This window comes from Agromyces sp. NBRC 114283 (assembly GCF_030268405.1).
Lineage (GTDB): Bacteria > Actinomycetota > Actinomycetes > Actinomycetales > Microbacteriaceae > Agromyces > Agromyces mediolanus.
Window position 1 is genome coordinate 2,758,886 of the sequence record NZ_BSQP01000001.1, and the last position, 24,020, is coordinate 2,782,905.

Genomic DNA, 24,020 nt, shown 5'->3' on the forward strand with positions numbered 1-24,020 from the left:
AACGAATCGGGCGGGGCATCCGCGTGTCAGGCGGGAACCGCGGTCACTCGACCTCGGAACCCTCGGCCGGCGCGTCGGTGTGCTCGCCAGTGGCGGCACGACCCTCGACGTCGGCCTCCTCCTGCAGGACCGGGGCGAGCGAGAGCTTGCCGCGGTCGTCGATCTTGGTGATCTCGACGAGCAGCTTCTGCCCGACGCCCAGCACGTCCTCGACGTTCTCGACGCGCTTGCCGCCGGCGAGCTTGCGCACCTCGGAGATGTGCAGCAGGCCGTCCTTGCCCGGCAGCAGCGACACGAAGGCGCCGAAGGTGGCGATCTTCACGACGGTGCCGAGGAACTGCTCGCCGACCTCCGGGTTGGTGGGGTTCGCGATCGCGTTCACCTGGGCGCGGGCCGCCTCGGCCGAGGGGCCGTCGGTGGCGCCGATGTAGACGGTGCCGTCCTCCTCGATGGAGATGTCGGCGCCGGTCTCGTCCTGGATCGCGTTGATCGTCTTGCCCTTCGGCCCGATCAGCTCGCCGATCTTGTCGACCGGGATCTGCACGCTGATGACGCGCGGAGCGGTCGGCGCCATCTCGTCCGGGCCGTCGATCGCCGCGTTGAGCACGGCGAGGATGGTGGTGCGGGCCTCCTTCGCCTGGGTCAGCGCGCCGGCGAGCACCGAGGCGGGGATGCCGTCGAGCTTCGTGTCGAGCTGGATGGCCGTCACGAACTCGCTCGTGCCGGCGACCTTGAAGTCCATGTCGCCGAGCGCGTCCTCGGCACCGAGGATGTCGGTGAGCGCCGCGTAGCGGGTCTCGCCGTTCACGGTGTCGGAGATGAGGCCCATGGCGATGCCGGCGACCGGGGCGCGCAGCGGCACACCGGCGTTCAGCAGCGAGAGGGTCGAGGCGCAGACGGAGCCCATGGAGGTCGAGCCGTTGGAGCCGAGGGCCTCGGACACCTGACGGATCGCGTAGGGGAACTCCTCGCGCGTGGGCAGCACCGGCACGAGCGCGCGCTCGGCGAGTGCGCCGTGCCCGATCTCGCGACGCTTCGGCGACCCGACGCGGCCGGTCTCACCGGTCGAGTAGGGCGGGAAGTTGTAGTTGTGCATGTAGCGCTTCTTGGTGACCGGGCTCAGCGAGTCGATCTGCTGCTCGAGCTTCAGCATGTTCAGCGTGGTGACGCCCAGGATCTGGGTCTCGCCGCGCTGGAAGATGGCCGAGCCGTGCACGCGGGGCACGACCTGCACCTCGGCGTCGAGCGGGCGGATGTCGGCGAGGCCGCGGCCGTCGATGCGGACGCCCTCCTCGAGGACCCGCGAGCGCACGACGTGCTTCGTCACCGACTTGTAGGCGGCGGAGACCTCGGCGTTGGCCGACTCGGGCAGCTCGCCCGCCTCGACCTTGGCCGCGACCTGCTCCTTGACGCGCGCCTTGAGGGCGTCGTCGGCGTCCTGCCGCTCGACCTTGCCGGCGATCTGGTAGATGCCCTTGAGCTCGTCGAGCGCGAGCGCCTCGACGACGGCCTTCGTCTCCGGCTGGTAGGGCGGGAAGGTCGGGTAGTCGGCGGTCGGCTTCGCCGCGGTCTTGGCGACCTGCTGCTGCGCCTCGACGAGCTGCTTGATGAAGGGCTTCGAGGCCTCGATGCCCTGCGCGATGACGGTCTCGTCGGGCTTGACGGCGCCGCCCTGGATGAGGTTCCACGCGTTGTCGGTCGCCTCGGCCTCGATCATCATGATCGCGACGTCCTCGGAGCCGTCGGCCTCGGTCACGACGCGGCCCGCGACGACCATGCTGAACACGGCCTCCTCGAGCTGGCCGTGCTTCGGGAACGCGACCCACTGGCCGTCGATGAGCGCGACGCGGACACCGGCGACCGGGCCGGAGAACGGCAGGCCGGACAGCTGCGTCGAGAGCGACGCGGCGTTGATGGCGAGCACGTCGTAGAGCTCGTCGGGCTCGATGGCGAGGACGGTCACGACGACCTGGACCTCGTTGCGCAGACCCTCGACGAAGGAGGGGCGGAGCGGGCGGTCGATGAGGCGGCAGGTCAGGATCGCCTCGGTCGAGGGGCGGCCCTCGCGGCGGAAGAACGAGCCGGGGATGCGGCCCGCGGCGTACATGCGCTCCTCGACGTCGATCGTGAGCGGGAAGAAGTCGAAGTGATCCTTCGGCTGCTTCGAGACGCTCGTCGCCGAGAGCAGCATGGTCTCTTCGTCGATGTAGGCGACCGCGGAGCCCTGCGCCTGCTGGGCGAGGCGTCCGGTCTCGAAGCGGATGGTGCGGGTGCCGAACTTGCCGTTGTCGATGACGGTCTCGGCGAACGTGATTTCAGGACCTTCCAAGAGGTCTCTCTCCTTTGTTTCCCGTCGCACCCCGTGTGGGCGCGACTGCATACGAAGGAGCAGGAACAGGCAATACGAATCGCATCAGGACGATGCGCTCACGCTGGCCACCAGTAGAAGTCCACCGAATCGAGTCGGTAAGCCACCACAGGGGACCAGCTTCCTGCCGGCCTGCTCCGAAGGTGCTCGGTGTTCAGTTGCGGTTCGCAGCCCGCTGCGAGGCAGAGCTGCGAGGCGGTGACCACTCGGGCGACCGCTTCGACTCTAGCAGAGGGGCCCCGGTCGGAGCCGGAATCCGGAGCAGGGCGAGTTCCGGCCGCTTCGGCGAGCGGCCCTCCCCCGCGGTCCGTCCGCGCAGCCGGCGGACCACCCACGGCAGCACGTGCATGGCCATCCAGGCCGGTCCGGAGACGTGCGTCCGGTGCGCCCCGTCGTGCAGCGCGAGTTCGAGGTCGGCGAGGACCGCGGCGTCCGGGATGCCGAGCGCGCGCGCCGCGGCGTAGGCCAGCGTGCGGTGGCCGGCAGGGTTCAGGTGCACCCGGTCGGCCGCCCAACTGGAGCGGGCCCGCAGCTCGGGCGCGTGCTCGACGTCGACCAGCACGGCTCCGTGCTCGGCGGCGAGGGCGCGGAGCCGCTCGTCGAAGCGCGCGAAGCGGGCCCGGAGGCCGCGCACCTCCCAGCGCTCGGGCAGGAACGGGGTGACGACGAGCACCCGGCACCCGGCGTCGGCGGCCGCGCGGAGGCCGTCGCCGAGCCGATCGGCGAGCGCGACGGGGTCCGCACCGCGCTGGACGAGGTCGTTGCTCCCGACGAAGACGCCGACGAGCTCCGCGCCGAGCGCGAGCGCCGCGGGCAGCTGCTCGTCGACCACGTCGCGGATGCGGCGGCTGCGCACCGCGAGGTTCGCGTACTCGACCCCGGGTCCCGGCCGGCTCATCGCGAGCAGCATGGCGAGCCGGTCGGCCCAGCCGCGGTACTCGCCGGGGGCGGTGCGCGAGTCGTCGCAGAGCCCCTCGGTGAGCGAGTCGCCGACCGCGACGAAGCGGAGCGGCGCACGGGCGGCGCGGGCCGGGACGGGCTCGGCGGGGCGCGGGACCGTGCGCGCCGCCGGCGCCGTCGGGGGTTCGACCGAGGCGAGCCCTGCGCCGCGCGCCCTGGCGTCGCGGTAGTGGCCCAGCAGCTCCTCGCAGAGCACGTCCCAGCCGCGGCCCTCGACGCCGCGACGGGCCGCCCGGCCGAACGCGCGACGCTTCGCGGCATCCCCCGCGAGGTCGGCGACGCGGGCGGCGAACTCGTCGAGATCCCCCGGCCGGTAGAGCCAGCCGTCGACGCTCTGCCGGACGAGGTCGAGCGGGCCGCCGGCGCCGGTGGCGACGACGGGGACGCCGCTCGCGTGCGCCTCCTGCACGGTCTGGCAGAACGTCTCGCTCTCCCCCGGGTGCACGAAGACGTCGAAGCTCGCGAGCGTCGTCGCGAGCTCCTCGCCGCCGAGGAACCCGGTGAAGACCGCGTCCGGCAGCAGCGCTTCGAGCTCGTCGCGGGACGGGCCGTCGCCGACGACGACGAGCCGGATGCCGGCCAGGCCGCGGAGCGCCAGCAGATCCTCGACCTGCTTCTCCGGCGCGAGCCGGCCGACGTAACCCACGACGACCTCGCCGCCGGGTGCGATCCGCCGCCGCCAGGCCTCGTCGCGACGACCCGGCCGGAAGCGCTCCAGGTCGACGCCGCGACGCCACAGCCGGGTCCCGGAGACGCCGAGCGCGTCGAGCCGTTCGAGCGCCGAGCTCGAGGGCGCGAGCGTGAGCGTCGCCCGGCCGTGCAGCCGCGCAACGTGCCGTTCGAGCGCCGGCGCCGCGGCCGGGACCCCGTAGCGGGCGGCGTAGGCCGGGACATCCGTCTGGTAGACCGCGACGCTCGGCGCCCCGATCGCCTCGGCGGCGCGCACCCCCTGCCACCCCAGCACGAACGGCGAGGCGAGGTGCACGACGTCGGGCGAGAACTCGGCGAGCGCGGCGGTGAGCCGGCGGAGGCCCGGCACCGCGATCCGCACCTGCGGATAGCGCGGCAGCGGCGTCGACGGCAGCTGCAGCAGGCGCGCCCCGCGGAGCGCCGCCTCGTCGACGCGGCCGGCGCGCGGCGCGATGACGAGGGCCTCGTGCCCCGCGCGCTCCAGGTGCCCCAGCACCTGGAGGAGCGAGTGGGTGACCCCGTTCATGTGCGGGAGGAACGATTCGGCGAGGATCGCGACCTTCACGACACCAGGGTGCCCCGGCCGTGGCGGCGCACAGCGCGAAAGCGCGCCCGGGCACCGAGGATTCACCGTCGCGTCGGCGAGCGTTCGCCGCCCGGTCGCGAACCCGTCGCCGGACGGACGGCGCTCGGGCCTTGCCGCCGCGCCGGGAGCGGCGTTGCATGGCAGCGCGGCGCCGCATCCTGGGCACCGCTCCATCGATCGAGGAGGACCTCATGGCATCCGTCGCCCGCGTGACCACCATCACCGCCCGCTCCGAGCAGAGTTTCGACGACGCGATCTCCGCGGGCGTCGCCCGCGCGTCCGAGACGCTGCGCAACGTCTCCGGCGCCTGGGTGAAGGAGCAGAAGATCGAGGCGAGCGACGGGGTGATCACCGGCTGGTCGGTCACCCTCGAAGTGACCTTCGTCCTCGACGACTGACGGCGCTCGCCGGCCGGCCACCCGCCGTTCACCCCGCCCGGATAGCAAGGCGGGGTGTCAGCCGACGCCCTCGCCCAGCTCGCCGCCTCGCCGTGGCTGCTGCCCGCGCTCTTCGCGCTCGTCGTCGGCGACGCCTTCCTCGTGGTGCTTCCGAGCGAGACCCTCGTGGTCGCGCTGGGGGCGCTCGCGGCGACCACGGGGCATCCGAACCCGCTCCTCGTGATCCCGGTCGCCGCGCTCGGCGCCGTTCTCGGCGACCTCGCCTGCTACGGGATCGGCCGCGCGGGCGGTCTCGAGCGCTGGACGTGGCAGCGGAAGCCGCGGGTCGCCGCCGCGATCGAGCGGGTGCGGCGCACCGTCGGCCGGCGCACCGCGGTGCTCGTGTTCACCGCCCGCTACGTGCCCTTCGCCCGCATCGCCGTGAACCTCGCCGCCGGCGCCGTGCGGATCCCGCTCGGCCGGTACCTGCCGCTCTCGGCGGCCGCGGGGCTCGCGTGGGCGGTCTTCAACACGGCGATGGGGGCGGTCGTCGGCGCGGCGTTCGCGGACCAGCCGCTGCTCGCCCTCGCGATCTCGGTCCCCGTCGCGATCCTCGCGGGCCTCGCCGTCGACGCGCTCGTCCGCCGCTTCGCCCCCTGAGCCCCCAAAGCCTGCTTCGCCCCCTGAAACGCCGAGTTGCCCGACTTCCATGTAAGTCGGGCAACTCGGTGGGGGCGGAGGACTACTCGCCGGCGAGACCGCCGATGAGGTGCCCCATCGGCCGGTCGAGCCGGAAGGGGTCGCTCACCAGCTGCGAGCGGTCGGTGCGCTCGACAAGCTCGGCGAACTCCTTCGCGCCGCGGAAGATGCGGTCGGGCAGCGAGCGCACGCCGTCGCCCTCGGCGCCGCCCCAGTCGCTCGTCGCGGCGAACACCCCGGTGGTCACGGGCACCGCGTGCAGATAGGTGAACAGCGGGCGCATCGCGTAGTCGATCGCGAGCGAGTGCCGGGGCGTGCCGCCCGTCGCGCCGAGCAGCACCGGCAGATCGGTGAGGGCCTGCGGGTCGATCACGTCGATGAACGACTTGAACAGTCCCGCATAGCTCGTCGTGAAGATCGGCGTGACGGCGATGAGCCCGTCGGCCGAGGCAACGGCGTCGAGCGCCTCCTCGAGCTTCGGCGGCGCGAAGCCCATGAGCAGGTGGTTCGTGATGTCGTGGGCGAGCTCGCGCAGCTCGAAGGTGCGCACCTCGGCCTCGACGCCGCGCTCGGCGAGGGCCGCCACCGAGTCGGCGGCGAGCCGGTCGGCGAGCTGGCGGGTCGAGCTCGGCGTGGAGAGCCCCGCCGAGACGACGACGATCTGCTTGGCGGTCATCGTGCACCTCCCGCACGGGTCGCGGCGGGGCCGAAGGCCGAGCCGGCGGGCGCGGGCGCGTCCTGGTAGGGCGAGGCGCCCACGGTCAGGTTGTCGCCGCGGTTGGCGTTCGGGGTCGCCTGGCGGGGAGCCTCGTCACCGTACTTCGCGGCGACGAGCGAGGCGTGCGTGGGGGCGTCGGGCACCTCGGTCGGGCGGTTCTTCGCGAACTCGGTGCGCAGCACGCCGACGACCTCGCCGAGCAGGTCGAGCTGCTCGAGCACGGTCTTCAGCGGCAGCCCGGCGTGGTCGACGAGGAACAGCTGGCGCTGGTAGTCGCCCACGTAGTCGCGGAAACCGAGCGTGCGGTCGATGACCTCCTGCGGGCTGCCCACGGTGAGCGGGGTCTGCTGGGTGAACTCCTCGAGGCTCGGGCCGTGGCCGTAGACCGGCGCGTTGTCGAAGTACGGCCGGAAGTCGCGCACCGCGTCCTGCGAGTTGCGACGCATGAAGACCTGGCCGCCGAGGCCGACGATCGCCTGCGCGGCGGTGCCGTGGCCGTGGTGCTCGAAGCGCTGCCGGTACAGCGCGATCATGCGCTGGGTGTGCGAGGCGGGCCAGAAGATGTGGTTCGCGAAGAAGCCGTCGCCGTAGTAGGCGGCCTGCTCGGCGATCTCCGGGGTACGGATGGAGCCGTGCCACACGAACGGGGGCACGCCGTCGAGCGGACGCGGCGTCGAGGTGAAGCCCTGCAGCGGGGTGCGGAACTTGCCCTCCCAGTCGACGACGTCCTCCCGCCAGAGGCGGTGCAGCAACTCGTAGCTCTCGACCGCGATGGGCAGGCCCTGCCGGATGTCCTTGCCGAACCAGGGGTAGACCGGCCCCGTGTTGCCGCGGCCGAGCATGAGGTCGGCGCGGCCGCCGGAGACGTGCTGCAGCATCGCGTAGTCCTCGGCGATCTTCACCGGGTCGTTCGTGGTGATGAGCGTCGTGGCGGTGGAGAGCTGCAGCGTCGAGGTCTGCCCGGCGATGTAGGCGAGCGTCGTCGTGGGCGAGGACGACCAGAACGGCGGGTTGTGGTGCTCGCCGAGGGCGAAGACGTCGAGGCCGACCTCTTCGGCGTGCTTGGCGATCGCGATGGTCGCCTGGATCCGCTCGGCCTCGGTCGGCGTGCGGCCGGTCGTCGGGTCCTGCGTGATGTCGCTGACGGTGAAGATTCCGAACTGCACGGCGTCCTCCTGGAGTGCGGGTCGAGTGCTTTCAATGCGTTTGCATAGATTAGGAACCAGGCTGCCCCCGAAGCTATTCCCGCTTCGCCGATTCGATCGAATGGGCAGCGGATGACGCACCGCATCCAGTCTGCCCTGCCGCCGCGATTCGCGTGCGAGCCGGGTCTAGACTCCGGGGTGATGGGCAGCATCTCGGTCGTCATCCCCTGCTTGGACGATGCCGCCATGCTCCGCGCCTGCCTCGCCGCACTGGCGGTGCAGACCCGGCCCGCCGACGAGATCATCGTCGTCGACAACGGTTCGCGCGACGACTCCGCCGCCGTCGCCCGCGACGCCGGCGCCCGCGTCGTGACGGAGCCGCGCCGCGGCATCTGGCCCGCGACCGCCGCCGGCTTCGACGCCGCCCGCGGCGAGCTCCTTGCGCGACTCGACGCCGACTCGGTGCCCCCGCCCGACTGGCTCGCCCGCGTCGAACGGCGGATGGCCGGGGCCGACGCCCCCACCGCGATCACCGGCCCCGGCCGCTTCTACGGCGGCACCGCGTTCACGCGCTGGGTGGCCAGGCACCTCTACATCGGCGGCTACTTCTGGGCCATCGGCATCCTGCTCGGGCATCCCCCGGTCTTCGGTTCGAATTATGCGCTGCGCAGCGAGGCGTGGCGCGAGCTCCGCGGGATCGTGCACCGCGACCGGGCCGACGTGCACGACGACCTGGACCTCGCCTGGTGGCTCCGCCCTGGCATGTCGGTCGCCTACGAGCGCAGCCTCGTCGTCGACGTCTCGGCACGCCCGTTCGACAGCTGGGCGGCCCTCGGGCGGCGGCTGCGGATGGCCTTCCACACCCTCGCGGTCGAGTGGCGGGAGTGGCCGGCGCTCGAGCGGCGCGCCGAGCACCGCGAGGCGGCGACGGGCACCGCCGTCGCGGACGAGGGCGATCAGGCGGTCGCGTAGAGCTCGAGCAGATCGCGCACGAGCTGGTGCGGCGTCGTCTCGCACGGGCTGTGCCCGGTCCGGTACACGGCGAAGCGCGCCCCCAGCTCGCGGGCCGAGCGCTCGTGCAGCTCGAGCGGCCAGAGATCGTGCGCCCCGACCGCCACGAGCTTCGGGACGGCGGATGCCGCGACCTCGCGCCGGAGATCGGGGGTCGCCATCATGCACGCGATGAGATCGTCCACGCTGTCGCGGCGGGTGAGCCGGAACCGCTCGCGCACGAAGGCGAGGCGACCGGGCGGCACCCGGTTCAGATTGCTGCGGATGCCCCAGAGCATGAGCGCCGCGCCCTGCCTCGGCGTCGTGAAGCCCGAGATCGGGCCGATCCGCTTCACTCCGCGGAACGCCTGCCCGGGCTCCGGCGGACTCGACAGCAGCGCCAGGCTCGCGAAGCGCTCCGGCGCCCGGACGAGCGCCTCCTGCGCGATCGTGCCCGCGAAGCTGTAGCCGAGCACATGCGCCGGCCCGCTCCCCGCGGCGAGCACCGCGAGGAGATCGTCGAGAAAGAGACTGCGCTCGTATCGCTCGGACGGCGGGTCGAGCCGCCAAGGCCCCGCCGCGGCGGATTCGTACTGCCCCGCGAGGTCGAAGGCCTCCACGCGGTACCCGGCGTCGGCGAGCAGCGGCAGCATGAGGACGAAGTCCTCCTTCGACCCCGTCGCGCCCGGGACGAGCAGCACTCTCGCCCCGTCCACCGGCCCCATGGCGAGCCCCGCCAGCCGCCCGCTCGGCACGTCGAACCAGCAGCGCTCGGCACCCTCCGGCAGCGAGCGCCAGTCGAAGTCGGGGATCGCGGCGTCGAGCTCGGCCGCGTGCGCCTGCCAGCCCGGCGGCGGCGGCGCGAGCACGCCCGCCGGCGTGCTCCGGATGACGGCATCCGTCGCCCGCTCCGCTTCATCGGGACCGCGCTCAGTCACGCCCTCACGATAGCGCTGAGGCCGCTCGTATCGGCGCAACAGCGGGGCAACGCCGGGTCATCGCCGAGAGCGAACACTGGGCGGCTTCAAAGCTGCGGCCCGTAGGCTGGCGCCCATGGCTACCGTCGCGCTCACCATGGACACCTTCGAGAAGACGATCCTCGAAGGCGGCACCGTCTTCGTCGACTTCTGGGCCTCCTGGTGCGGGCCCTGCCTGCAGTTCGCCCCCAACTACGAGGCGGCGGCCGAGGCGAACCCCGACCTCGTCTTCGCGAAGGTCGACACCGAGGACCAGCAGCAGCTCGCCGCCGCGATGAACATCACCTCGATCCCCACGATCATGGCGTTCAAGGACGGCATCGGCGTCTTCGCTCAGGCCGGAGCGCTCCCCCGCCCGGTGCTCGACGACCTCGTCTCGCAGGTGCGCGAGCTCGACATGGACCAGGTGCGCGAGCAGCTCGCGCGCGAGGAGGACGGTCAGGCCTCCTGACCCGAACCGGCGCGCGCTGCGCGCCCGAGTTCAGACCGTCTCGTCGAGCCCGCTGAGGTCGAGCTCCACCTTGAACGGCCGCCCGTCGCCCACGATGCGCGCCGGCACCCGCACGTACTTGCCCTCGCTGCGCAGGGCGTCGAGACGATCCACGTAGCGCTCCTCCGCCGCCTGGCCGAGGTAGCCCGCGTGCCGGGGCCGCTGCCCGCCGACGAGCTGCACGCCCACCCGGTAGCGGCGGGCCATCCAGCGACTCGCCCGCGGCACGAGGACCGCGGTCTGCTCGGGTCCGCCCTGCGTGCGCGCGATCTCGATGCCGGACTGCCGGTGGGCCGCGCCGTCGACGGGGACGACGGTGCGCACCTCGCGATCGGCCGACGGCGCCTCGACGAGCGTGAGGTCGTCGAGGCCGAGCAGGTTGCCCCACTGATCGGGGTTCGCGCCGCGCTTCTCCCGGCCGATCGAGATCACGAGATAGACGAGCGCCACCGCGAGCAGCACGATGAGCGGCCAGAACAGCCACGGCTCGGCCCCCGGCCGCACGAAGCTCGTCGCGAGCAGCACGACGAAGAGCGCGAGGTAGGGGAACGGCTCCCAGAGGAGCAGGGGCTTGCGGCGGGGGGCTGGCATGCCTTCAACGGTATCTGCTCGCTCGCCGCCGACTCACGGCGGCTTCTCAGCGCTCAGCGCAGCGCGGGCAGCCGGGCCGCGACCTCCTCCAGCACGCGCTCGTCGCCGGCGTAGATGCCCGACTCGCGCGGCCAGTGCGCGACGACCTCGTCGAAGCCGAGCCCGCGGGCCCGCTCGACCGCGTCCTCGAACGCGGCGGCGCTCGCGAGCGAGTAGCGATCGCCCTCGTCGAGCGAGAGCACGCGCGCGACCCCGGCGACATCGCGGCCGTGCTCGGCGCACGCCTCCGCGAAGCGCCGCGACAGCTCGCCGACGTTCCGCCACCACGCCTCGGCATCGAGCTCGGCCCGTCCGGTCGTGATCCAGCCGTCGGCGAGCCGCGCGGCGAGCGCGAGGCCGCGCGGTCCGTTCGCCGCGAGCTGGAGCGGCAGCCGCGGTGACTGCGCCGGCGCGCCGACCATGCGGGCGCGCTCCGCGGTGAACCACTCGCCCGCGAACGAGATGCCGCCCGAGCCGGGCTGCTCGAAGCGCAGCAGCCGGTCGAGCGCCTCGACGAACTCGACATAGCGCTCGTGCCGCTGCCGGGGCGACAGGGGCTCCTGCCCGAGCACGTGCGCATCGAAGCCCGTGCCGCCGGAGCCGAGCCCGGCGACCACGCGTCCGCCCGCGATCTGGTCGAGGGTCGCGAGCTCCTTCGCGAACGGCACCGGGTGGCGGAAGTTCGGATTCGCGACGAAGGTGCCGAGCCGGATCGTCGAGGTCGCCATGGCCGCGGCGGTGAGCGTCGGCACGGTCGCGTGCCAGGGCTCGTCGGCGAGGGAGCGCCAGGAGAGGTGGTCGTACGTCCAGGCGACGTCGAAGCCGTACGCCTCCGCCGCCTGCCAACGGCGAGCGGCCTCCGGCCACGGGAACTGGGGAAGGATGACGATGCCGAAGCGCATGGGGCGAGCCTAGGCCCCTCGTCCGTCACCCGCACTCGGCGGCAGCGGCAGCGCGGCGGTGACGGGGATCGGCTCCGCACCGAGCTCGACGGCGGGCGCGGCCGGCTCCTCGCCCGATCCCCCGGCGGCGCCGGGCGCGGCCGGCCGGCGCTCGAGCTTGACGCAGACGATGCCCGCGAGGATCAGCACTCCGCCGACGATCTGCAGCACGCTCAGCACCTCGCCGAGCAGCACCCAGCCGGCGATGCCCGCGAAGACCACCTCCGACAACCCGAGGAACGCCGCGAGCCGGGAGCCGAGGCGGCCGATCGCGGCGAGCCCGGCGGTGTACGCGACGGCGGTGGAGAGCACGCCGACGGCGAGGAGCGGCACGAACCAGGGCGCCTCGGCGCCGAGGAACGCGACGTCGTCGAAGACGAAGCGCATGGGCAGCAGTCCCGTGACGCCGAGCAGCGCGAGCGCGACGGCCCCGACGACGAAGCCCGCGGCGATGAGCGCGAGCGGCGGCAGCTGCGCAGCCGAGGACTCGCCGACGAGGTAGTAGACGCAGACGCCGAGCATCGCGAGCGCGGCGAAGGCGAGCCCGAGCGGGTCGAGCCGGCCGCCGCCCGGACCGATGACGAGGACGAGGCCCGCGAGCGCGAGCACCGAGCCGGCGAGCACGATGCGCTGCGGCACCCGTCGGGAGCGCAGCCAGGCGAGCAGCACGAGCGCGATCGGCGCGAGGTACTCGATGAGGAGTGTGAGCGAGACCGGGATGCGCTCGAGCGAGGCGTAGAAGAAGAACTGCACGCCGGCGACGGCGATCAGGCCGAACAGCAGCACCGTCCAGCGCGCCCGCCAGAGCGGGCGGAGGTCGCCGCGAAGGGCGAGGATGCCGGGGACGGCGAGGATGACGGCGGCGATCGAGATGCGCGCGAGCACGGCCGCACCGGGGCTCCAGCCGTTCTCGAGCAGCGGTTTCACGAACACGCCGCCCACGCCGAAGGCGAGCCCCGCCGCCACTCCCAGGGCGATCCCCGTCATGCCGCGCGATCCGCGCACGAGCCCTCCTCGACTCGCTGCCGACGCGTCCACTCGTCATGGGCGAACGCCGTTATGCTCGTGACAGTACGGCACGCCGAAGTCAGGAGTCAAATGATCTTCACCAATGACACGATCGACGCGCTGCACTTCGCCGCCGCCCTCGTGAACACGGTGCCCGAGGCGAGCGCGACCGGGGTCGACGAGCTCGGCGATCCCGCCGCCCTCGTCGCGATCCTCGACCGCTGGTGGTACTCCGGCCGGCGCGACGGCGACACCCGGGAGCTGGCCGAGGTGACCGCCGCCAGGGCGCGGCTGCGCGCACTGTGGTCGCGCGACCGCGACGACGCGGTCGACGAGGTGAACGCCATCCTCGCCGAGTCGAACGCGGTCCCCCGGCTCGTGCGGCACGACGCGCTCGACTGGCACATCCACGCGACCTCGGCCGAGGCCCCGCTCGCCGAGCGCATCCTGGTCGAGGTGGCCATGGCCCTCGTCGACGTCGTGCGCGCCGATCAGCTGGAGCGGCTCCGCACGTGCGACGCCGACGACTGCGAGGCCGCCTACCTCGATCTCTCGAAGAACGGCTCACGCCGATTCTGCTCGACCCGCTGCGGCAACCGGATGGCCGTGCGCGCCTATCGCGCGCGGGCCTGACGACCGCACCCGGGTGGCACGACCGCGCGCGGGCATGACGAAGGCCCCCGGCCTTGCTCCGAGAAGCAGGTGCGGGGGCCTTCGCAAGAAGTTCGCGGCTCATCGAGAGCCATGCCGGACTTCGGCGCGCCGCACGAGGGCAGCGCCGGCGGCACTTAGCGGCGCAGGCCGAGACGCTCGATGAGCGCACGGTAGCGCTCGATGTCGACGTCGGCGAGGTAGCCGAGCAGACGACGGCGCTGACCGACGAGGAGCAGCAGACCACGACGCGAGTGGTGGTCGTGCTTGTGCTCCTTCAGGTGCTCGGTGAGGTCCTTGATGCGCTTGGTGAGGATCGCGATCTGGACCTCGGGGGATCCAGTGTCACCGGGGTGCGTCGCGTACTCTTCGATGATCGCCTTCTTGGTCTCTGAATCCAGTGCCATAGAGGGATCCCCTTTCTTCTCGTTGCGCGCTGCCCGGGGCCTGATGCCTGGGCTCTCTTCATGCGCGGCCGGTGGACGGCAACCGAACTAGCTTAGCAGAGCGCGAGCACCCGCCTTGCCTCAGACTGGAGGCATGGTGTTCGCGATCAAGCGCGTCTACGAGGCGGCTTCCGCCGACGACGGAGTCCGGGTGCTCGTCGACCGGCTCTGGCCGCGCGGGGTGAGCCGGGAGCGCGCCGAGCTCGACCGCTGGGCGAAGGACGTCGCCCCCTCCCCCGAGCTGCGCACCGCCTGGCACCACCAGCTCGAGGACTTCGCGCACTTCGCCGCGCAGTACCGGCAGGAGCTCGACGCGGGGACCGCGGGCGCCGAGCTCCTCGAGCTCGGCCGGCAGCATCCGCGGGTCACGCTCCTCTTCGGTGCGCGCGACGAGCGGGTGAACCATGCGGCGGTGCTGCTCGACTGGCTCGCCGCGCACGGCGCCGAGGTGGAGCGACCGGCCTGAGCCGAGCCCCTCGCGGGCGGCGCGGGCGCCGCGGCTCAGGCGCGCGACTCGGCGAGCGTCAGGCCGGGCTGCGGCTGCTTCCGGAACTGCCCCGTCACCGCGAGCAGCACGATGATCACAGCGAAGAGGATCCAGCCGGGCCAGCCGAGCATCGACCCCCACGGATCGGCCGGGAGATCACTCGCCTCGACGAAGATCAGGAACTGCGAGCCGGCGGTGTTGAGCGCCGCGTGCGCGATCACGGCGGGCCACACCGAGGCGCTGCGCAGGCGCAGCCAGCCGATCACGCTGCCGACGAGCACGCAGAAGACGACCATGCAGAGGACGCCCAGCAGGTCGGTTCGGCCGTAGTTGTAGCCGAGCAGCACGACCGGTGCGTGCCAGACGCCCCAGATCACCCCGCTCGCCACGAGCGCCGTCCAGGTGCCGAGCGGGCGCAGCGCCGGCAGCAGCCAGCCGCGCCAGCCGAGCTCCTCGCCGAAGGTCGCCCCGCAGTTGACGAGCGTGACGATCGGGAGCATCAGGAGGGTGATCGTCACGACGGTCGCGGCATCCGCGCCCGTACCGCCGCTCGCCGCGAGCGCCGCGGTGACGCCGCTGACGCCGCTCAGGTCGAGCCGGATGAGCCCCATCGCGTCGCCGAGGAGGAGCGCGGCGAACGGGATGACGGTGAAGCCGACCGCGCCGAGGGCGATGAAGAGCCAGGTCCGCCCCGCCGGCCGCAGAGGCCAGAGCCCCAGCCAGCGCGGCGCGCTCGGGGCCCGGTGCACCCAGAACACCGCGACGAGGGCGGCGATGGTCGGGGTGAACATCATCGCGAGGGTCAGCGGACCGAACCACGGGCTCGCGAGCCCCTCGCCGGAGAGCCAGACCGGCAGCTCGACGAGCCAGGCGCCGCCGAGCGCGATGACGAGGAAGACGATCACCGCCCGCCACGGCACCGCGGTCGGCAGCACCGGCCCGCGCTCGGAGTTCTTCGCCCGCTGGCGTTCGGCGGCGCTCGCGGCGCCCGCACCGGCCGGGCCCGGCATCGTGGTGGTGGTCTCGGAATCGCTCATGCGTCCCATCGAAGCGGGGCGGACGGATGCCGCGCCTCCCCCGTGCGGCGGAATCGTCTCCCCCGCCCGTGGGAGCTCAGGGCGCGAGCAGGAAGATCGCGGGCCATCCGTTGTGCGCGTAGACGATCACCGCGAAGACCACCGCGTCGAACAGCAGGTGCACGGTCAGCACGTAGCTGAGCGACTTCGTGAGGGTGAAGGTCCAGCCCTGGACGAGGGCGAACGGGATGGTGAGCAGCGGCCCCCACGACTGGTAGCCGAGCTCCCAGAGGAAGGAGACGAACACCGTCGCCTGCAGCAGGTTCGCCTGCCAGACGGGGAAGTGCCGGCGCAGCAGCGTGAACACCGTGCAGATGAAGAACAGCTCGTCCCAGGTGCCCACGGCGTTCACCCCGACGAAGAGGCGGGCGATCTCGTCGGGCGTCACCACGGTCGGCCAGTTCGTGTAGACCCCGGAGGTGATGAAGTAGAACGGCAGGATGAGCCATCCCGCCACGACCACCGCGGCGAGATAGCCCCACTGCGCGAGCGTCCAGCGCTGCCCCGTGCGCCACGGGAAGCGGATCACCCGCTCGCGGTAGAGGAAGCGCGAGACCAGGAACGGCACGGCGACGGCGAGCCCGAGGACGACCGCGAAGCGGACCATCCCCTCGTTCGACAGATCGGCCTTCAGCGAGACGGTCGAGATGATCAGCTGGCCGAGCGCGATGAGCGCGAGATCGGCGGCGAGCCGCTCGGTGCGGCCGCTGCGGTCGCAGAGCCAGGCGCCGACGAGGCCGACGGCCAGCAGGGCGTAGCCGGGCCAGACGAGCTGCACACCGAACAGCAGGACGGCCGCACCGCAGACCGCAGCGGCGGGCAGGAGACCGATCGCGTGGCGGCGGAGTTCGCCCGTCGGAAGCGCTGGCACCGTCCCAGCCTACGGGTGGCCGCTGTCGGCGGTCGGTGGCAGCATCGAGGCATGCCGGAGATCGTCCCGCCCTACCTGCTCGATCGCATCGCCGAGTCCGCCGGGCCGCGCTTCCCGCTCGCCGCGGAGGCCGCCCGACGGGCGCTGCTGCGGCCTCCCTCGCCCAGGCTCGGTCCCGGCCCGCTGCCGGAGCAGCCGAGCGCGCTGCCCGACGCTCCCTCCGCGCCGGTCCGCCGCATCTCCGACGCCGAAGGCCTCGAGAAGCTGCCTGGCCAGCTCGTCCGCCGCGAGGGCGAACCGGCGACCGGCGACGAGGCGGTCGACGAGGCGTACAACGGCCTCGGCGACACCCACCGCCTGTTCGAGCGGGTGTTCGGCCGCGACTCGATCGACGGCGCCGGCATGCCCCTCGAGGCCACCGTGCACTTCGGCGATCGCTACGACAACGCGTTCTGGGACGGCGAGCGCATGGTGTTCGGCGACGGCGACGGCGAGGTGTTCCAGGGCTTCACCGGCTCGCTCAGCGTCATCGGGCACGAGCTTGCGCACGGCGTCACCGAGCACACCTCGCGGCTCCGCTACGAGGGCCAGTCGGGCGCGCTGAACGAGCACGTCTCCGACGCGTTCGGCGCCCTCGTCGAGCAGTACGCCCTCGGCCAGGACGCCGAGGCCGCGAACTGGCTCATCGGCGAGGGCATCTTCACCCCCGAGGTCGAAGGCCGGGCGCTGCGCTCCATGCTCGAACCGGGCACCGCCTACGACGACGACGTGCTCGGCCGCGACCCGCAGCCCGGGCACTTCCGCGACTACGTCGAGACGAGCGACGACCACGGCGGCGTGCACCTGAACTCCGGCATCCCCAACCGCGCGTTCGCTCTCGCGGCGCGCGAACTCGGCGGCTTCGCCTGGGAGCACGTGGGCCGCATCTGGTACGACGCGCTCGTCTCGGGCCGGCTCCGCGAAGACGAGACCTTCGCCGGCTTCGCGGCCGAGACGCTGCGCACGGCCGGCGAGCGATTCGGGGCGGAGTCGCGAGAGCGGCAGGCGGTGCTCCGCGGCTGGCAGACGGTGGGCGTCGAGCCCGAGGCGGGCGACGACGCCGGCGCCGACCGCCCGGCGCCGCGCTCGGCGGAGTAGCATCTGGCGCGATGGACGTCATCGTGCAACGCAGCGGCGGGCTCGCCGGGCTGCGCCTCACCTGGCAGGTCGAGGTCGACGCGCAACCCGACCGCGACGACTGGGTGCTGCTGCTCGACGAGCTGCCCTGGCACGAGGTGCCCGCGGCGCCGCCGGAGCCCGACCGCTACGTCTACCGCATCAGCTGCCCGCCGAACGAGGTCGAGCTCGCCGAGCGCCAGCTCACCGGGCCCTGGCAGCAGCTCGTGGAACGGGTGCGGCAGACCGCATCGGCGCAACGCGGAGGTGCACCACGACGCCCAGGGCGATGAGGCCCTGCGCCGCGAGGTAGCTCACCATCACGACGGCATCGTGCCACGCGAAGTCGTAGCCCGGCAGAAAACGGCCGAGCCCGAGCACCGAGTCCGACACGACGAACAGGGCGCCGCCCGCGGCGAGCATCGGGCCGTTGCCGGCGGCGAACGCCGCCATCGCCCCGAGCGCGAGCCCGTAGGCGGCCACCGGCACGAGGAGCGCGCCCGTGTGCGGGCCGAGCAGCGCGAGGAAGCCGGCGAACCACACCGGATACACCACGAGCGCCCAGAGCGGGACCCGCCGACGTCGACGCAGCCGCACCTCGCCGGCTCCGCGGCCGAGCCGCAGGAACAGCGCCAGGTACACGAGGTGCGCGGCGAGGAACGAGCCCAGGCCGATCGTGAACCAGCCGTCGCCGGGGAAGCTCAGCGCCACGTCGCCGCCCCAGGAGAAGCCGAGGCCCGCGACGAGGAGCCAGCACGCCGCCCCGCTCGGCCGCGGTGCGGCGAGCATCACGGCGAGCGCGAGCGCGGGCATCAATAGCGCCTTCGTCGCGGTCACCGACCAGTCCGGGCCGATCGAGAGCAGCACGAGGTGCACGACGGAGAGCACCAGATAGGGCAGGAACGGCGGCAGCACAGCAGGCATCGTAGCGCGACGCGGATGCGACGAGGGCCGGCGGGAATCCCCGCCGGCCCTCGTCGTGGTCGTGGTCGCTCAGCTGACGCCGAGCAGGTCGATCACGAAGATCAGGGTCTGGCCCGAGAGGCGGTGTCCGCCGCCCGCGGGGCCGTACGCCTTCTGCGGCGGGACGGTGAGCTTGCGGCGCCCGCCGACCTTCATGCCGGGGATGCCCTCCTGCCAGCCGGCGATGAGCGCCTGCAGCGGGAAGTTGATGGACTGGTTGCGGCTCCACGAGGAGTCGAACTCCTCGCCCGAGTCGTACTCGACGCCGAGGTAGTGCACATCGACGGTCGAACCGGGCTGCGCCTCGGCGCCGTCGCCGACGACGATGTCCTCGATGACGAGCTCGGTGGGGGCGGGCCCCTCGGGGGCGTCGATCTCAGGCTTGCTGTTGGTGTCGGTCATGTCTCCATCCAAACGGATGCCATGGCCGAGGGCAATCGCGGACGCGCGTCCACTCCGCTCTTGCGCTGACTGCGAACAGCGTGCACCCTGGAACCCTAAGGAGCTCGTCGCCCAGGAGAGCTGTCGGCAGTGCCACACCCCAGGGCGACGAGCTTCTTCCGTACCCGCCCGCGGCTGCGGCCCGCCACTACCCCATGATCGCGCGGCGGGCGGCGGTGACGCGCTCGAGCAGCACCCGCTCGTCCTCGAGTCGGCGCACGTCGGCCCGGCCCGTGGCGATCGCGTTCCTGGTGAAGGCGAGTCGCGTGGCGTCGGCGATGAAGCTCCGCACGGCGGCGGTGCGCGGCGGGCGCTGCGCCTTCGCCCAGGCGAGCGCGGCCCGGCGGCCCGCCGGAGTCGAGAGGCCCTCGACCTCACCCGCGTCGAACCATCCCGCCGCCTGGTACTCGCCGAGCCGGAGTCGGGTGATCCGCACCTCCTGACGCCGCAGCAGCACGGTGAGCACGATCGCGGCGACGAAGATCGGCACCTGCACGGTCGTGTAGAGGAGCACGGCGTCGGCGAAGGCGAGCGAGCCGTTCCAGAGCGCGTGCAGTCCGATCGCGAGCGCGAGCCCGCCGAGGAACCAGCCCACGACCCGGGCTCCGCCACCGCGGTTCGCCGCAATGCCGAGGGCGAGGCCCGTGCACGCGGTGAAGAGCACGTGGGCGAAGGGCGAGAAGAGCCCGCGCACGACGAAGGTCGCGCCGAGCTCCTCCGTGCCGCCCTCGGCGAGCGCGACGCCGAAGTACAGCACGTTCTCGGTGAAGGCGAAGCCCGCCGCGACCGTCGCCGCGTACACCAGCCCGTCGACCGGACCGTCGAAGTGCGAGCGCGAGAACAGGTACACGAGCAGCACCCCGACGCCCTTCGCGGTCTCCTCGACGATCGGCGCCTGCACGACGGACTGCAGCACCTCGTCGCTCGCGCCGCCGGGGGTGGTCACCGCGACCGCGATCTGCACGCCGAGGTCCACGATCAGCGCGATCGCGACGGAGACCGCGGCGCCCCAGAGGAACGCGAACCAGAGCGCCCAGCGCGGCTCCGGCTCCCAGCGGTCCACCCAGCGCACCGCGAGCAGCACGATGGCGAGCGGGATCAGGGCGAGCACCGAGCCCACCACGAGGCTCGACAGGCCGAGCGCGACCGCGAGGTAGGCGAGGACGAGCAGACCCACGAGCCCGGCGATCGAGATGCCGACGATCGCGAAGACGAGGCCCGCAGAGCGGCGGGGCGGCGTCGCGGCCGGCGGCAGGAACTGGGGCTGGGCCTGCGGATGGAAGCTCACGCGCGCAGCTTAGCGAGCGGGCGGCGCCGGCTCGAACATCACCCCGGGGTTCAGGATGCCGAGCGGGTCGAACAGCCGCTTGACGCCCTGCTGCAGCTCGAAGACGTCGGGGCCGAGCTCGTCGGCGAGCCACCGGCGCTTCAGGATGCCGACGCCGTGCTCGCCCGTGAGGGTGCCGCCGAGGCGGACGGCGGTGCGGAACATCTCGTCGGCGGCGGCCCAGAGGTGCGCGGGGACCTCGCCGCCCTCGTAGACGAAGTTGGGGTGCAGATTGCCGTCGGCGGCGTGCGCGATCGTCGGGATCTCCACTCCGTGGCGGGCGCCGATCGCTTCGATGGCGCGGAACATCTCGGCGAGCTTCGAGCGCGGCACGGCGACGTCCTCGATGAGCACCTCGCCTCGCGCGGCCATGGCGGGGTGCATCGCGCGGCGGATGCCGAGCAGCCGCTCGCCCTCGGCCACGTCGCCCGAGCGTCGGGTGCGCCCGCCCGCCGCCTCGAACACCGCGGCGACGGCGACCGCGTCGGCCTCGGCCCCGGCATCGTCGCACTGGGCGACGACGAAGGCGCGGCCGGGTGCGAGCCCGGCGAGCGGGGTGCCGACGAGCGCCGCCGCGCCGAGGTGTTCGGCGATGCGGGCGATCGATCCCGCGTCCATGAGCTCGAGGATCGCGGGGCGCAGCTTCGCCGCCGTGACCGCGGTGCACGCCGCAGCGGCCGCCTCGACGTCTGGGAAGGCGGCGGCGATCGTCACGGGGCCGCCGAGGGGGATCGGGCGGAGCCGCACCGTCGCCTCGACGATGACGCCGAGCGTGCCCTCGGAGCCGGTGAGGAGCGCGGTGAGGTCGTAGCCGGTGACGCCCTTGACGGTGCGACGGCCGGTGCGGATCAGGCGGCCGTCGGCGAGCACCACGGCCAGCCCGAGCACCGCCTCCCGGGTGACGCCGTACTTCGCGCAGAGCAGCCCGCCCGCGTTCGTCGCGATGTTGCCGCCGATGGAGGAGATCTCCCGGCTCGCGGGATCTGGGGCGAACCAGAGACCGCTCGCGGCGAGTCGCGCGTTCAGCGCGCCGTTCAGCACCCCGGGCTCGACGACGGCGAGCTCGTCGTCCTCGTCGATCTCGAGGATGCGGTCCATGCCGGAGACGTCGAGGACGATGGCGCCCGGACTCGCGATCGCGCCGCCCGCGAGACCGGTGCCCGCACCGCGCGGCACGACCGGGGTGCGGCTCGCGTGCGCGATGCGCATCGTCGTCTGCACCTCCGCGATGCTGCCGGGTCGGACGACGGCGAGGGGGCGCTCGGCTGCGCGGTGCCCCGAGCGGTCTTCGCGGCTCGCCTCGAGCGCGGCCTCGTCGAGGACGACGGCGCCCCCGAGCTCGGCGATCAGCTGCTGGACGACCTCGTTCGACATGGATGCAGCCTAGCCGCGCCGCTCGTGTCCGAATTCCGCGAGTCGATGTCGGCTGGCGGTGGCAGGCTGGAGCCATGACCCTCACCACCGACCGCCCGCAGCGGGCCGCCGCCCGCGACGAGGCCGCGCTCGCCGACCCGGTCTTCGCCGAGCGGTACCGGGCGATGCGCGCCCGCGACGCCCGCTTCGACGGGCAGTTCATCACGGGGGTGCACTCCACCGGCATCTACTGCAGGCCGAGCTGCCCGGCCGTCTCCCCCAAGCCCTCGAACGTGACGTTCTACCTCACCGCGGCGGCCGCCCACGAGGCCGGCCTCCGGGCCTGCAAGCGCTGCCTCCCCGACGCCGTCCCCGGCTCCCCCGAGTGGGACCTTCGCGACGACCTCGCCGCCCGCGCGATGCGCCTCATCGCCGACGGCGTCGTCGAGCGCGAGGGCGTGCCCGGCCTCGCCGCACGGCTCGGCTACACCACCCGCCACCTCACCCGGGTGCTCGGCGCCGAGCTCGGCGCGGGCCCCCTCGCCCTCGCCCGGGCGCACCGGGCGCAGACGGCGCGCACGCTGCTCCTCTCCACGAGCATGCCGGCGGCCGACATCGCGTTCGCCGCGGGCTTCGGCAGTGTGCGGCAGTTCAACGAGACGATCCGAGAGGTCTACGACCGCAGCCCGCTCGAGCTGCGGCACGCGGCGCACCGCTCCGGCACGGCAGGGGCGCCGCCGGAGGCGACCGCGGACGGCGGCGCCCATGTGCGGCTCCGACTTCCCGCCCGCGAGCCCTTCGACGCCGACGGCGTCTTCACCTGGCTCGCGGTGCGCGCCGTCGCGGGCGTGGAGCGGGCGATCGAGGGCGGCTTCGAGCGCACGCTGCGGCTCCCGGGCGGCCCGGCGCTGCTCGCGTTCACGAAGGCCGAGGGCGGCGCCGCGATCGAGGTCGAGGCCAGGCTCGCCGCGCTCGGCGACCTCCCGCCGCTCGTCGCGCGGGTGCGCCGACTCTTCGACCTCGACGCCGACGCGGTCGCGATCGACGCGGCGCTCGCCGACGACCCGGCGCTGGCCCCGGCCGTGACGCGCGTCCCCGGCATCCGCGTCCCCGGCTGCCTCGACCCGCACGAGCTCCTGTTCCGCGCCCTCATCGGTCAGCAGATCTCGGTGGCCGCGGCCCGCACCGCGCTCAGCCGCCTCGCCGCCGCGCTCGGCGAGCCCATGCCGGCGGCGGCGCCCGGCGAGCTCTCCCTGCTCTTCCCGACGGCCGCCGCGATCGCGGAGCGCGGCACGGAGGTGCTCGCCGGCCCGAAGGCGCGGATCGCGACGATCCTCGACGTGGCCGAGCGGCTCGCGAGCGGCGAGCTGCTCGTCTCTGCCGAGCGGTCGCGCGAGCAGCTCGCCGCAGACCTCCTCGCCATCCGCGGCATCGGCCCCTGGACGGCCGGCTACGTCTCGATGCGCGTCACCCGCGCCCCCGACGTGCTGCTGACGAGCGACCTCGCGCTGCGGGCCGGCGCGCGGGCGCTCGGCCTGCCGGGCGAGGCGGGCGAGCTCGACCGGCGCGGGGCGGGCTGGGCGCCCTGGCGCAGCTACGCCTCGATGCATCTGTGGCGCGCCGCCGCGTAGTGGCTTCATTTCGGATGGCGGAAGCGACTGTCGCCATTGTGGAAGGATCGCGCCGGAGTGTTGTACATGCCGTCAGGTTTCGCCCGGAACCCACCCGATAGCTTGGAATGGTGAAATTCGCGCACCTGAGAGTCGAAGGCCAGACGACCCCCCGGCTCGCGGTGGTGATCGCCGAAGCAGCGCTCTTCCTCGACGAAGTGCTCGAGCCGGCCCCGCGCGACCTGCAGGACCTCATCGAGCAGGGCCCGGAGGGGCTCGCCGCCGTCCGCGTCGCGGTCGACGTCGCCCTCGAGGCCGGTGCCCGGCTCACTCCGGTCTCCGAGCTTCGGCACGCCTCCGCGGTGCTTCGCCCGCCGCACATCCTCGCGATCGGCGCGAACTACGCCGCGCACTCGCAGGAGCTGAAGCTCCGCCACGAGACCGCCCCGACGATCTTCTCGCTCTGGCCGAACTCGCTCACCGCGCACGGCGCCACGACGAGCTGGTCGGAGGACCTCTCCACGCAGGTCGACTACGAGGCCGAGCTCGGCGTCATCATCGGCCGCCCGGCACGCGGCGTGCACGTGCGCGACGCGCTCGACTACGTCTGGGGCTACACCGTGGTGAACGACATCACCGCGCGGAACATCCAGTTCAGCGAGGCGCAGTGGTCGCGCTGCAAGTCCTTCGACGGCTTCACGCCGACCGGGCCCGTGGTGGTCACCGCCGACGAGATCGCCGACCCGCAGGACCTCTGGCTCACGACGAACCTCGACGGCCGCATCCTGCAGGACGCCTCGACGAACGAGATGGTGCGGAGCGTCGCGGAGATCATCTCCTACCTCTCGCGCTCGGCGACGATCCCGCCCGGCACGCTCATCAGCACGGGCAGCCCCGGCGGCGCCGGCTACTCGCGCAACCCGCAGGTGTTCCTGCAGGACGGCTCCACTGTCACCATCACGGTCGAGGGCATCGGCTCGCTCACGACCCACTGCCGCGTCGTCTGAGGCGACGCCCGCACAGCGACGCGAACGGCGCCCCGGCCTCGGCCGGGGCGCCGT

General features: G+C 73.2%; 25 protein-coding genes. 10 read left to right on the plus strand and 15 right to left on the minus strand.

Annotated features, from left to right (window positions below; all coding sequences use genetic code 11):
• Positions 1–43 precede the first annotated feature (43 nt).
• Complete coding sequence (locus QSJ60_RS13325; RefSeq protein ID WP_285463904.1) at positions 44–2,329, minus strand: polyribonucleotide nucleotidyltransferase; 2,286 nt, start codon at positions 2,327–2,329, stop codon at positions 44–46.
• A 193-nt stretch (positions 2,330–2,522) separates the two neighbouring features.
• A complete protein-coding gene (locus QSJ60_RS13330) occupies positions 2,523–4,583 on the minus strand; it encodes a glycosyltransferase (RefSeq protein WP_285463905.1) in 2,061 nt (686 codons plus the stop codon).
• 158 nt (positions 4,584–4,741) lie between these two features.
• Between QSJ60_RS13330 and QSJ60_RS13335 the strand changes: the two genes are divergently transcribed.
• Both QSJ60_RS13335 and QSJ60_RS13340 read left to right on the plus strand, forming a co-directional pair.
• Entirely contained in the window at positions 4,742–5,002 is a 261-nt protein-coding gene (locus QSJ60_RS13335) for a dodecin family protein (RefSeq protein WP_285463906.1), read from the plus strand.
• A gap of 54 nt (positions 5,003–5,056) precedes the next feature.
• Positions 5,057–5,641 carry a DedA family protein gene (locus tag QSJ60_RS13340; protein WP_285463907.1) on the plus strand — a complete coding sequence of 195 codons (585 nt, stop codon included), beginning with the start codon at positions 5,057–5,059 and terminating at the stop codon, positions 5,639–5,641.
• Positions 5,642–5,723: 82 nt separating this feature from the next.
• On the opposite strand, the gene QSJ60_RS13345 is transcribed toward QSJ60_RS13340, so the two are convergent.
• Positions 5,724–6,356 (minus strand): FMN reductase, encoded by a 633-nt coding sequence (locus QSJ60_RS13345; RefSeq protein ID WP_285463908.1) that lies wholly within the window; start codon positions 6,354–6,356, stop codon positions 5,724–5,726.
• On the minus strand, positions 6,353–7,564 hold the full coding sequence (locus tag QSJ60_RS13350) for an LLM class flavin-dependent oxidoreductase (protein WP_285463909.1): 1,212 nt from the start codon (positions 7,562–7,564) through the stop codon (positions 6,353–6,355). Before QSJ60_RS13350 ends, QSJ60_RS13345 begins: the two co-directional genes overlap by 4 nt.
• Positions 7,565–7,744: 180 nt before the next feature.
• Between QSJ60_RS13350 and QSJ60_RS13355 the strand changes: the two genes are divergently transcribed.
• Entirely contained in the window at positions 7,745–8,515 is a 771-nt protein-coding gene (locus tag QSJ60_RS13355) for a glycosyltransferase family 2 protein (RefSeq protein WP_285463910.1), read from the plus strand.
• Here the strand turns inward: QSJ60_RS13355 and QSJ60_RS13360 are convergent.
• Entirely contained in the window at positions 8,500–9,471 is a 972-nt protein-coding gene (locus tag QSJ60_RS13360) for an alpha/beta fold hydrolase (protein WP_285463911.1), read from the minus strand. The genes QSJ60_RS13355 and QSJ60_RS13360 overlap by 16 nt on opposite strands.
• 115 nt (positions 9,472–9,586) lie before the next feature.
• Here QSJ60_RS13360 and QSJ60_RS13365 point away from each other — a divergent pair, with 115 nt between their 5' ends.
• Positions 9,587–9,961: a thioredoxin family protein gene (locus QSJ60_RS13365; RefSeq protein WP_189086078.1), complete on the plus strand. Its 375-nt coding sequence runs from the start codon at positions 9,587–9,589 to the stop codon at positions 9,959–9,961.
• A gap of 30 nt (positions 9,962–9,991) precedes the next feature.
• Here the strand turns inward: QSJ60_RS13365 and QSJ60_RS13370 are convergent, their stop codons facing one another.
• From QSJ60_RS13370 to QSJ60_RS13380, 3 genes are read right to left on the minus strand one after another with little or no spacing between them, the layout of a single operon-like run.
• Positions 9,992–10,591: a hypothetical protein gene (locus tag QSJ60_RS13370; RefSeq protein ID WP_230766486.1), complete on the minus strand. Its 600-nt coding sequence runs from the start codon at positions 10,589–10,591 to the stop codon at positions 9,992–9,994.
• Positions 10,592–10,644: 53 nt separating this feature from the next.
• Positions 10,645–11,532: an LLM class flavin-dependent oxidoreductase gene (locus QSJ60_RS13375; RefSeq protein ID WP_230766483.1), complete on the minus strand. Its 888-nt coding sequence runs from the start codon at positions 11,530–11,532 to the stop codon at positions 10,645–10,647.
• A 9-nt stretch (positions 11,533–11,541) separates the two neighbouring features.
• The gene (locus tag QSJ60_RS13380) at positions 11,542–12,558 is read right to left on the minus strand and encodes an EamA family transporter (RefSeq protein WP_285463912.1); all 1,017 of its coding nucleotides are present in this window, start codon (positions 12,556–12,558) and stop codon (positions 11,542–11,544) included.
• Positions 12,559–12,669: 111 nt separating this feature from the next.
• Between QSJ60_RS13380 and QSJ60_RS13385 the strand changes: the two genes are divergently transcribed.
• Complete coding sequence (locus QSJ60_RS13385) at positions 12,670–13,212, plus strand: CGNR zinc finger domain-containing protein (RefSeq protein WP_230766478.1); 543 nt, start codon at positions 12,670–12,672, stop codon at positions 13,210–13,212.
• Positions 13,213–13,367: 155 nt separating this feature from the next.
• Here QSJ60_RS13385 and rpsO read toward each other — a convergent pair whose 3' ends face one another.
• Positions 13,368–13,637: a 30S ribosomal protein S15 gene (gene rpsO, locus QSJ60_RS13390; protein ID WP_189086083.1), complete on the minus strand. Its 270-nt coding sequence runs from the start codon at positions 13,635–13,637 to the stop codon at positions 13,368–13,370.
• A 133-nt stretch (positions 13,638–13,770) separates the two neighbouring features.
• Between rpsO and QSJ60_RS13395 the strand changes: the two genes are divergently transcribed.
• On the plus strand, positions 13,771–14,142 hold the full coding sequence (locus tag QSJ60_RS13395) for a DUF488 domain-containing protein (protein WP_230766475.1): 372 nt from the start codon (positions 13,771–13,773) through the stop codon (positions 14,140–14,142).
• Between the two features lie 35 nt (positions 14,143–14,177).
• Here QSJ60_RS13395 and QSJ60_RS13400 read toward each other — a convergent pair whose 3' ends face one another.
• Both QSJ60_RS13400 and QSJ60_RS13405 read right to left on the minus strand, forming a co-directional pair.
• Complete coding sequence (locus QSJ60_RS13400; protein WP_230766473.1) at positions 14,178–15,200, minus strand: CPBP family intramembrane glutamic endopeptidase; 1,023 nt, start codon at positions 15,198–15,200, stop codon at positions 14,178–14,180.
• A 76-nt stretch (positions 15,201–15,276) separates the two neighbouring features.
• On the minus strand, positions 15,277–16,110 hold the full coding sequence (locus QSJ60_RS13405; protein ID WP_230766469.1) for a CPBP family glutamic-type intramembrane protease: 834 nt from the start codon (positions 16,108–16,110) through the stop codon (positions 15,277–15,279).
• A gap of 51 nt (positions 16,111–16,161) precedes the next feature.
• Here QSJ60_RS13405 and QSJ60_RS13410 point away from each other — a divergent pair, with 51 nt between their 5' ends.
• Positions 16,162–17,247: a M4 family metallopeptidase gene (locus tag QSJ60_RS13410; protein WP_230766467.1), complete on the plus strand. Its 1,086-nt coding sequence runs from the start codon at positions 16,162–16,164 to the stop codon at positions 17,245–17,247.
• An 11-nt stretch (positions 17,248–17,258) separates the two neighbouring features.
• Complete coding sequence (locus tag QSJ60_RS13415) at positions 17,259–17,558, plus strand: protealysin inhibitor emfourin (RefSeq protein WP_230766465.1); 300 nt, start codon at positions 17,259–17,261, stop codon at positions 17,556–17,558.
• Here the strand turns inward: QSJ60_RS13415 and QSJ60_RS13420 are convergent.
• The 4 genes from QSJ60_RS13420 to QSJ60_RS13435 all read right to left on the minus strand — a co-directional run bounded on the left by QSJ60_RS13420 (position 17,470) and on the right by QSJ60_RS13435 (position 21,370).
• Complete coding sequence (locus tag QSJ60_RS13420) at positions 17,470–18,180, minus strand: lysoplasmalogenase (RefSeq protein WP_230766462.1); 711 nt, start codon at positions 18,178–18,180, stop codon at positions 17,470–17,472. The genes QSJ60_RS13415 and QSJ60_RS13420 overlap by 89 nt on opposite strands.
• 78 nt (positions 18,181–18,258) lie before the next feature.
• Complete coding sequence (locus tag QSJ60_RS13425) at positions 18,259–18,630, minus strand: FKBP-type peptidyl-prolyl cis-trans isomerase (RefSeq protein WP_189086090.1); 372 nt, start codon at positions 18,628–18,630, stop codon at positions 18,259–18,261.
• 187 nt (positions 18,631–18,817) lie between these two features.
• Positions 18,818–19,957, minus strand: coding sequence for a PrsW family intramembrane metalloprotease (locus QSJ60_RS13430; protein ID WP_285463913.1), 1,140 nt, complete (start codon positions 19,955–19,957; stop codon positions 18,818–18,820).
• A 9-nt stretch (positions 19,958–19,966) separates the two neighbouring features.
• On the minus strand, positions 19,967–21,370 hold the full coding sequence (locus QSJ60_RS13435; RefSeq protein ID WP_285463914.1) for an FAD-binding oxidoreductase: 1,404 nt from the start codon (positions 21,368–21,370) through the stop codon (positions 19,967–19,969).
• Between the two features lie 74 nt (positions 21,371–21,444).
• On the opposite strand from QSJ60_RS13435, the gene QSJ60_RS13440 reads away from it, so the two are divergent.
• Together QSJ60_RS13440 and QSJ60_RS13445 are read left to right on the plus strand one after the other, a co-directional pair.
• Positions 21,445–22,980 (plus strand): AlkA N-terminal domain-containing protein, encoded by a 1,536-nt coding sequence (locus tag QSJ60_RS13440; RefSeq protein ID WP_285463915.1) that lies wholly within the window; start codon positions 21,445–21,447, stop codon positions 22,978–22,980.
• 110 nt (positions 22,981–23,090) lie between these two features.
• Positions 23,091–23,966, plus strand: a complete 876-nt coding sequence (locus QSJ60_RS13445; protein ID WP_189086093.1) for a fumarylacetoacetate hydrolase family protein — start codon at positions 23,091–23,093, stop codon at positions 23,964–23,966.
• Positions 23,967–24,020 lie beyond the last annotated feature (54 nt).